The organism is Erythrobacter sp. MTPC3 (assembly GCF_042854385.1).
Lineage (GTDB): Bacteria > Pseudomonadota > Alphaproteobacteria > Sphingomonadales > Sphingomonadaceae > Erythrobacter.
This window is the reverse complement of sequence record NZ_BTGP01000021.1, coordinates 1-9131: the sequence shown is the minus strand read 5'-3', so window position 1 is coordinate 9131 and position 9131 is coordinate 1. Positions and strand designations below refer to the sequence as shown.

Below are 9131 nucleotides of genomic sequence, written 5' to 3'. Positions count from 1 at the left end.
TCGTTGTGGGTCCAGACACGCCGCCTGCCGTCAATGGAGCAGATGGTGCGAGCGGTATCATCAACGCGTTCGACAACGACACCATCAATGGTGCGCCTGTTGATCCTGCTGATGTCATGGCCACAATCACGTCTCCGGCGACACCAGTTACGCCTGGCGCGCCTGTTCCGACTATGGATCCTGCAACCGGGCTGGTTGACGTTCCTCCAGGAACCCCTGCTGGCACATACACGATCACCTATGAAATTTGTGAGACTTTGAATCCCACTAACTGTGCGACGAGCACGGTGGAAATCGTCGTCGAGCCACCGGAAATCGCTGCTGGTGCGGATACTCCTAACCCCGTCGCAGGCGGTATTGGAAACCCGAACGCTGTCAATGTCCTTGATAACGACACGCTCAACGGTGAGCCGGTGAATCCCAATGATGTGACATTGTCGATTATCTCAGGGCCAGGTGATCCGGGTATCGTACTCGATCCTGCGACGGGAACTGTCTCTGTGAGTGCAGACGTGCCACCAGGCACCTACGCAATTGAGTACGAGATCTGCGAGACGCTCAACCCGACCAACTGCGCAACCAGCAGTGTAACAATTGTTGTTGAGCCACCCCTTAGCTCTGTTGAAGGCACGGTATTCCTCGACGTTAATGGTGATGGTGCGCTTGATTCAAGCGATGAGCGTCGAGCGGGATGGATCGTTGAGATATTGCGTGATGGCAATGTTGTCGCGACGACAGTCACCGATGCTGAGGGTGAATACTCGTTCCAGGATTTGCTCAGTGGACCGGACTACTCGATCCGGTTCCGCAACCCTGAAAACAATGTAGTCTATGGGCTGATCGAAGATCTCGATCTTGGATCGAACACGGTCGTGGTCGATCAGAATCTCCCGATCGATCCGTCAGGCGTCATTTATGACAGCGTCGACCGGACTCCGGTTGATGGCGCAACGGCCACTCTGCTTGGACCAAATGGCATGGCGTTACCGCCAATCTGCTTCCTTGATCCTTCACAGGCAAGTCAGACAACAGGCTCGACTGGCGAGTATCGCTTTGATCTGGTGCCCGGTGCTGCGCCTCAATGCCCTACGGGCGAGACAGAGTATACGATCTCCATCACTCCACCGTCTGGGTTCAGCTTTGCATCAACCGTCCTACCACCTCAGCCTGGACCGCTTGATCCTACCGGACAGGCCAGCCCTGTACGCGTGTCGCCAGATCCAACTGCGCCGACCGAAGCTAGTCCGACGTACTTCCTGACGTTCGAGCTGGAGACCGGCGATCCGGATGTGATCAACAACCATATCCCAGTTGATCCATTCTTGTCGCGCGATCCGCTAATCGTCACGAAAACCAGCACCAAGCGTAATGTCAGTACGGGCGATCTTGTTCCTTACGAGATTACTGTCCGCAATGCTGAAGATGTTTCGCGTGCCGGCGTGACGGTGGTCGATCTTCTGCCGTCGGGTTTCAAATACGTATTGGGATCAGCGTTCGTGAACGGAACACCGACCGAACCTGAAACGGCAAACTCTGGGCGCCAGTTGGAATGGCGCAATCAAAGTATCCCGGCCAATACAACGGTGACCTATAACTTGGTGCTCACAGTGGGTGCTGGTGTAACGGAAGGTACAAAAGTCAACACCGGCTTTGGTCTTGACGGCCCTTCGGGAACCGCAATCTCAAATCGGGGTCAGGCAGCAGTTCGGATTGTTCCAAGCAGTGTATTCGATTGTTCGGAACTAATCGGCAAAGTTTACGAAGACGCCAACTACAACGGGTACCAAGACGAGGGTGAACCGGGCGTACCGGCTGTTCGCTTGGCAGCTGTGAACGGCCAACTGATCACGACTGATGAGTTCGGACGTTACCACATTGCTTGTGCTGCCGTGCCTGATGCGCGGATCGGCTCGAACTACGTGCTGAAGCTTGACACCCGCACTTTGCCACTTGGCTGGCAGCCTACAACTGACAATCCGCGCTCGATCCGTCTCACACGAGGCAAGATGGGCGAGCTCAATTTCGGGGTCGCACCCCCACGACAGGACGATGCAACAACACGAGATGGCAATCAGGGGGGAGAAGAATAATGACTAAATCACTCAATCCCCTTCAGGGCAACCTCTTCGCAAGCACAGCGGTTATCGCTCTCGCGGTCAGTGCAATTCCAGCAACCGTGGCTGCGCAAGAAGCCGCTTCGGGATCGGAAGAGGGCGTCACTGCCCAGGCTGAAACCAATCACTTTGGTGAGGATACGTACCAAATCCGTTTCCGCGCGGATACTCTGATCGTCTCGCCTGTAATGAGTGTTGGCTTGGTGGACAGTGTACGTACCGTCGTTCGCGGTGAGGAAGCGCGCTTCCAGGCCTACAACAACTATCCCTCGTTTGTGGAGCGGGCCGAAATTCGCATCTTCGTTGCCGGCGTATCGCCGGACAGCGAGCCACTGGCTTCAGTTGAGGTCAACGAGTTCGGAGCTGCCGTCTGGCAAGCTGACGATGCCAGCCCGGATGCGCTGTACTTCGTCTATCGCGTGTACGGTAAGGACGGAAAGTTCGATGAAAGCTCGGCGCATGAGTTGACGCTGCTCAATGAGCGTGTGCCTGAGCAAATCGGTGCCGAGAAGGCGCCGACCCGGCCAGAGTTCGGTCTGGTAGACGAAGCTGAGCGGCGTAACATTGCGCTTGAAGGCGTCATGGCAACCGTGACCGGCCGCGCTGATCCGATTGCGGAAACCGTGTTCGTGGGCGGGCAGGCAGTACCAGTAGCAAATGATGGTGACTTTGCTGCACAACAAATCGTCTCGCGCGAGGATGGCGAACTGGTTGTGTCCGTCATTCGCGACGGTGAAACAGTCAAGGAAGCAACACAGAGCTTTGCGATCGAACGCGACGATTGGTTTATCGTCGGTCAAGGTGACATCACATTAGGCCAAAGCTTCGGCAGTGGTCCGTCGCGCGAGGTTTCGGGTGATACGCTTGCTGATGGAAGCTACGCAATTGGGCGCGGCGCGTTTTACGCCAAAGGCGTGGTAGGTGATGATTGGCGCATCACATCTTCGCTCGATACCGGCGAAGAATTGTTAGAAGACATCTTCAGCAATCTCGATCGCAAAGACCCACGCCAGTTGTTGCGCCGACTGAACAGTGAACAATTTTACCCGACCTATGGTGATGACTCGACGCTCGTCGAAGATGCCCCGACGCAAGGGAGTTTCTACCTGCGTGTGCAGAAGGACGAGAACCAGCTCGTTTTGGGTAACTTTACGACCAATATCAATGGTGCTGAATTGGCGCAGCTTGATCGCGGCCTGTTTGGTGCGCTGATCGATCTAAACAGTTCTGAAACGACTGAGTTCGGCGAACGGGCCTTCCAAATCACTGGCTTCGCGTCTGACCCGGGCACGGTTCCTGCTCGTGAAGAATTCCGCGGCACAGGTGGTTCGCTCTACTTCCTGCAACGTCAAGACGTGTCGGTTGGCTCCGAGCGTGTTCGCATCGAGGTGCGCGACCGCGAGACCGGTATCGTGATCGAGTCGCGCGATCTCTATGCGCAGCAGGATTACGACTTCGATCCGTTCCAGGGTCGGATCACGTTGCTCACTCCGCTGGCTTCGACTGTCGCAGGCAGCGGCGTTGTGCGAGAGGGCAGCTCGACTGGCAATGTTCCCGTCCTTGTGGTTCGCTACGAATTTACGCCGACGGTAGGTAGCCTTGACGGCTATACGCTGGGCGGTCGCGCATCGGGCTGGCTCAATGACATCGTTCGCTTTGGCGTGACCGCGCAGCGCGACACAGTCGAAGATGCATCGCAAACCCTGCTCGGAGCCGACGTTTTGGTGCGGGCAACTGCGGGCACATACTTTAAAGCCGAAATCGCGCAGAGCGAGGGTCCCGGATTTGGCCAGTCAAACTCGGTTGATGGCGGTCTATCTTTCACTGATATCGTAACGCCTGGCGTTGCTGGTGTGGAAGCTAGAGCTTGGCGCAGCGAAGTTGCGATCAACGTCAACGAGCTCACCGGAAAGGCAGGCGACGGAGTGGTGCTTGGTGGCTATTTTGAGCATCAAGACCAAGGCTTCTCATCTGCGGGGCGTTTGACGCCGGCAGAGACGGAGCGCTGGGGCGTCTCTGCTGCGATGCCCTTAGCAAACGGCCAAATCGCCGCAGGCTATGAATCGCTTTCTTCCGGCAATACCGGATCGAGCGACACAGGTACGATTGATATTGAAAACGCTTTCGCATCTGGCACCGGTTCAATCACGACCAAACTGGGCTTGCGCCATGAAGAACGCACGCCGGGTCTTCTATTCAACAGCATTCAAGATGGTAGTCGTACAGATCTTGCTCTGGAGCTTGGTTATGCGCCAGGAGGCGACAACTGGTCGACCTATGCCTTTGGCCAGATGACGCTCGATCGCGATGCAACCCGCCAGCGGAATAACCGCGCCGGTGTTGGCTTAAAAGCGCAGATCACCCAGCGTATGTCGATCGCAGGCGAAATCTCTGAAGGCGATGGCGGAGCAGGTGCAGACATCCAGCTCAACCACCGGCTAAGTGAAGGTTCGGAAGCCTATGTTGGCTACAGCCTGTTTGCCGATCGCACTGACACGGGGCTCGACAGTCAGAATGTTTTCACGCGCTCCAACCGCGGTACGCTTGTTGCTGGCGCAAGGCAGCGTTTCTCTGACGCACTTTCAGTCTACGGTGAGAACCGTATCGGTGTAGGCGGAGTTGCACCGTCGCTGACGCGCAGCTTTGGGCTGACGTATGAACCGATCGAGAATCTTGCGATCACAGGCAGCTTCGAGACCGGCCGGATTGATGACGCAACAACGGGCCTGTTCCGTCGGACTGCGGCGACATTTGGCGTTGGCTACACCGAAGAAGACATCCGTCTGGGCAGTTCTTTAGAGCTGCGACGCGAGACCAGTCCTGTCGGGCTTGATCAAATCGTGTGGTTGTTGCGAAACGATGTCAGCATCGCGGTTAATCCGGATTGGCGTTTTATCGGTCGATTCAACTTGGCGGATGCCGACAACAGTAGCGCCTCGATTTCGGCTGCTGAGTTTACCGAGGTCGTTGCTGGCTTTGCTTATCGACCGGTGGATAACGAGAAGCTCAATGCTCTCGTGCGGTTCAATTACTTTGAAGATCTCGGTCCCGTTGGACAAATCACTGGCTCGGGCCAGACGCAAAGTCCCAAACAGGTCAGTCATATCGGGCTCGTTGATGTGAACTACGACGTATCACGTAAGCTTACCCTAGGGGGCAGATACGGATACCGAACGGGTAAGGTCTCGTTGGGGCGTGAAAGCGAGGAATTTGTCAGTTCAACCGCTCATCTTGCTGTCCTGCGCGCCGATTACAACGTTGTGAAGGAGTGGGACGTTCTACTCGAAGGGCGTGCTCTGTGGGTCACGGCTGCTGACGACTTGCGCGTTGGTGCGCTAGGTGCTGTCTATCGCCACCTTAACAACAACGTAAAGGTCGGCGTCGGCTATTCGCTCTCTGACTTCTCGGACGATCTTACTGATCAAAGCTACACAAGCCATGGGCCGTTCTTAAACTTCCTTGGCAAGTTCTGAGGTCACTAGCGGGAAGCGACAGGACCCGATGATCGCTTCCCGCTAGTGATGCAAGACTTCTCTACTCCGGGCAATTCAAGCTAGCGGTGGATCGCAATCAAACTCCACGGGAATTAGCACGCCAGCATTTTTGAAGTGCAAGCGATGGATAGAAAGTCTCGGGTGCTGGGGCTGCCATTCCGCAAGCGATCGCTATTCAAGCAAGCATCTTGTGAAGCTCGATTTGATGGCGCGCCAGGCAGCGAGGACGGCACGCAAAGCTAATGGTTGGCCAACCTGAATTTTTGGGATCATCGGGAGCAAAGACGTAAAAATTCGTATAATCAGGTGCACATTGTAAGTGCTTTTGGTAATAGCGCCCAGCTAACGAACGGGAAGATGGTGCAATCATGATACGCGACGTGCTTATAGCGGACGATCACCCGATCTGCTTGATGGCGCTGCGGGAGGCAACACTCTCTCTTGGTGGCGAGTTTAGGGTTACCACTGTTGAGAAGCTTTCGGATGTACAGTCTGAGCTGCGTCGCCGAGATTTCGCAGCTCTTATTCTCGATCTGGCACTAGCGGACTATCAAGGGCTATCGAATGTCTCCTTGGTGCGCTCGACCCATCCCAAGTTGCCGATTTTGGTGGTAAGTGGAAACGACGCCTCTCCGATCCCTCAACAAGTAGCAGGGCTGGGCGCTAAAGGGTTTTTGAGTAAAAGCGCTTCAATTGCTGAAATGAAGTCCGCCATTGACGTTGTTTTGCGCGGGGGAAGTTACTTTTCGGGCTTCGATCAAGTCAATGGACCAGCTAACAGCGGGTTGGAGCAGCTTTCGCCAGCTCAGACCAAAGTGACGGTTGAGCTCGCTCGAGGAAGCTCGAACAAGATAATAGCGCACGAACTTGGCCTGTCAGAAGCCACAGTAAAGTCGCATCTTTCTGCAATCTACAAAACTCTGGGCGTTACCAACCGATCCCAGGCAATTCTTGCCTTGCAGCAATCGGGCGCAAAGTTCTCTTAGCCGTTGAGTAATCGGGCCAGATCGCTGCGAACCCAGGCTGAGCTTTCCTCAGCAGCTGATCGCAGAGCATCGATCTGTTTTGCATTGGGGTTTTCGGATTGCTCCACTTGGCGGGCTAGCTTCTGTAGCTTTGTCGCAGAGCAATTGCCTGCGGCACCAGCTATGCCATGCGCCAATCGACGCACCTCATTGTGGTTGCCTGTTTCAAGATGAGCGCGGACCTGCTCACATTCCTCCAAACAGGTTTCCGCAAGGACATTGAGGACACCTTCGAGTGCGTCGCGACCGATCGCATCGGCGCTCGCTATAACTGCCTCTCGGTCGAAAAGTTCCTCCGCTGTCACATCAAGCTCCGTCGAAATCGCAGTAACTTGTGAAAACGTCTAAACTCGCTGGTTTCACTATGCAATTAGACGAAGGTATAGGCGATCATATGAGCTTGTTGCACTCCTCAATCGACGAACTTCCCGATATGACGTTCATCTTCGATAGATCCGGTCGAATTCTGGAAGTCAACAAGGCGTTCCGTGAGTGTGTTACCTCGCTTCCTGATGGCGGGGATCTTCCGTTCTCTGAGGCATTTCAACTGATCGACGACATTCGGCCTAGGGATATCGTTGAGCAGTGCGAAACTGAGAGCGTTCGGCCCGTTTCGGCGGAAGCGATCGTCTTGCTGGGCGATAACTCGCAGCAAACCGTTCTTCTCAATTGCGCACGAGCGAGCTTTGGGTCTGGCGCCGAGGCATTAGTTATCGCCACCGGCCGTTTGATGCGCGAAGCAGTCAATATCTCGGGAGAAAGTTCCGGAGAGCGCAAGTTTCGGCGGCTTGCAGAAGCCGCACCCGTAGCGATCTATCAGGCAGATCCTCAGGGCAACATCTCATATGTGAACCAACAGTGGGCGCAGAAGCTGGGTTACTCACAAGACGAATTGTTGGGAACTGGCTGGCAGCGTTTTGTGGTCGACGCTCAGGTCTACAAAGATGATCCTCCCTGGATCGGTTTTTCCCCCGAAAACAGCTCCCGAATTCGCACTAATCGTTTTCGCACGAGCGACGGAGAAGTCATCGAGTTCCAGACACTCAACCAGGCTGAGTTTTCGCCAGACGGAAAACTGCTTGGTTTTGTAGGGGTAATGTTCGATGTGACCGAACAGGCCAAGGCCTTGCGCGACTATGATCGGAGCGAGAAACGGTTTTCCGCTTTCGCCTCGCTTTCCTCGGTCGGCATCTTTAGGGCTGATGCCAAGGGCAATCTATTTTTTGCGAATGATAAGTGGTGCGAAATTGCGGGCATCGGACCGACCGAGGCCATGGGCGAGGGATGGGTGAACGCTGTCCACCGTGACGACAGGTCGAAAGTTATTGAGGCGTGGCGCTCCGTTATCGAGCTCTCGGAAGGTCAAGGCCGCTTCCGTTTCGTGCATTCCGACGGTGGTATTCGCCACGTTGAGGTGGTCGCGACTGCTGAGACTGCGGTGGGCGAACGAATACACGGCTACATCGGGATCGTCGTCGACGTCACGCGCAATGAGGAGATGTCCGAGCAACTTCGCCAGAAAGAGCATCAGCTTGCGATGCTTGCAGCAAATTCGCGCGACCCAATCTTCCGTCTCGACCTTGAGGGACGCTGTATCTACGCCTCGCCGGCTGCCGAGGAGATGCTCGGGGCCAAGACTGAGGGCATTGTCGGCGCTTCCATGATCGAGAAGTGCCACCCCGACGATCTTCCGATATTTATCGAATCTTTCTTTTCGTTGGCTTCGGGGACCAAGGAGCGATCGGAGGTTACATTTCGAGCGCAGGCCCCGCTCTCTCCGCACGACTATCATTGGATGGATGCGCAAGGGGCAGTTATCAAGGATGCCCAAGGACACCCTTCTGAGGTCATTGTCAGTCTCAGGGATGTAACCGCTCAAAAGAAGCTTGAAAGCAACCTACGCGAGGCACGCGAGGCCGCCGAGCGCTCCGCTTCGAGCAAGTCTTCCTTTCTCGCGAATATGAGCCACGAGATACGCACGCCCATGAACGGTGTCCTGGGTTACGCCGATCTTTTGGCTGTCAGCGACCTCAATGATGAGCAGCGCGAGCATGTCGAGCTGATCCGTGACTCGGGCAAATCCATGATGCACCTACTCGGCGATGTGCTCGATTTTTCAAAGATCGAGGCAGGACAGCTCTCCATCACCGAGCAGCCCGTTGATCTACCGCATATCCTAAACAGCACTGCCAAACTCGTTCGCCCCACCGCTATTCAAAAAGAGCTCGATCTGGAAGTCCAGGTTAGCGACGCGGTGCCCCGCTGGATCATGTCCGACCGGATGCGATTGAGACAGATCCTGAGCAATCTGCTCAGCAATGCGGTAAAATTCACTGATTCCGGTTTTGTGCGACTTACAGCAAAGGAGCAAGACGCCGAGCTTGTGATCACGGTCGAGGACAGTGGTTGCGGGATATCGCCGCACCGCACCGAGATCATTTTCGATAGCTTCGCTCAGGAAAGCGACATCACGCATCAAAAGTTTGGCGGCACAGGAC

5 protein-coding genes are annotated in these 9131 nt (G+C 55.3%); 4 read left to right on the top strand and 1 reads right to left on the bottom strand.

The window, feature by feature from the left end; genetic code table 11:
* The 3 genes from ACGHU1_RS16620 to ACGHU1_RS16610 all read left to right on the top strand — a co-directional run.
* On the top strand, positions 1-2090 hold a 2090-nt coding region (locus ACGHU1_RS16620; protein WP_390588791.1), incomplete at its 5' end, for an SdrD B-like domain-containing protein.
* Complete coding sequence (locus ACGHU1_RS16615) at positions 2090-5587, top strand: hypothetical protein (protein WP_390588789.1); 3498 nt, start codon at positions 2090-2092, stop codon at positions 5585-5587. The genes ACGHU1_RS16620 and ACGHU1_RS16615, both read left to right, overlap by 1 nt.
* Positions 5588-5976: 389 nt before the next feature.
* Complete coding sequence (locus ACGHU1_RS16610; RefSeq protein ID WP_390588786.1) at positions 5977-6594, top strand: DNA-binding response regulator; 618 nt, start codon at positions 5977-5979, stop codon at positions 6592-6594.
* Here ACGHU1_RS16610 and ACGHU1_RS16605 read toward each other — a convergent pair.
* Complete coding sequence (locus ACGHU1_RS16605) at positions 6591-6938, bottom strand: Hpt domain-containing protein (RefSeq protein ID WP_390588783.1); 348 nt, start codon at positions 6936-6938, stop codon at positions 6591-6593. The genes ACGHU1_RS16610 and ACGHU1_RS16605 overlap by 4 nt on opposite strands.
* A gap of 89 nt (positions 6939-7027) precedes the next feature.
* On the opposite strand from ACGHU1_RS16605, the gene ACGHU1_RS16600 reads away from it, so the two are divergent.
* Positions 7028-9131: PAS domain S-box protein (locus ACGHU1_RS16600; protein ID WP_390588780.1), on the top strand; the 2104-nt coding region annotated here is incomplete at its 3' end.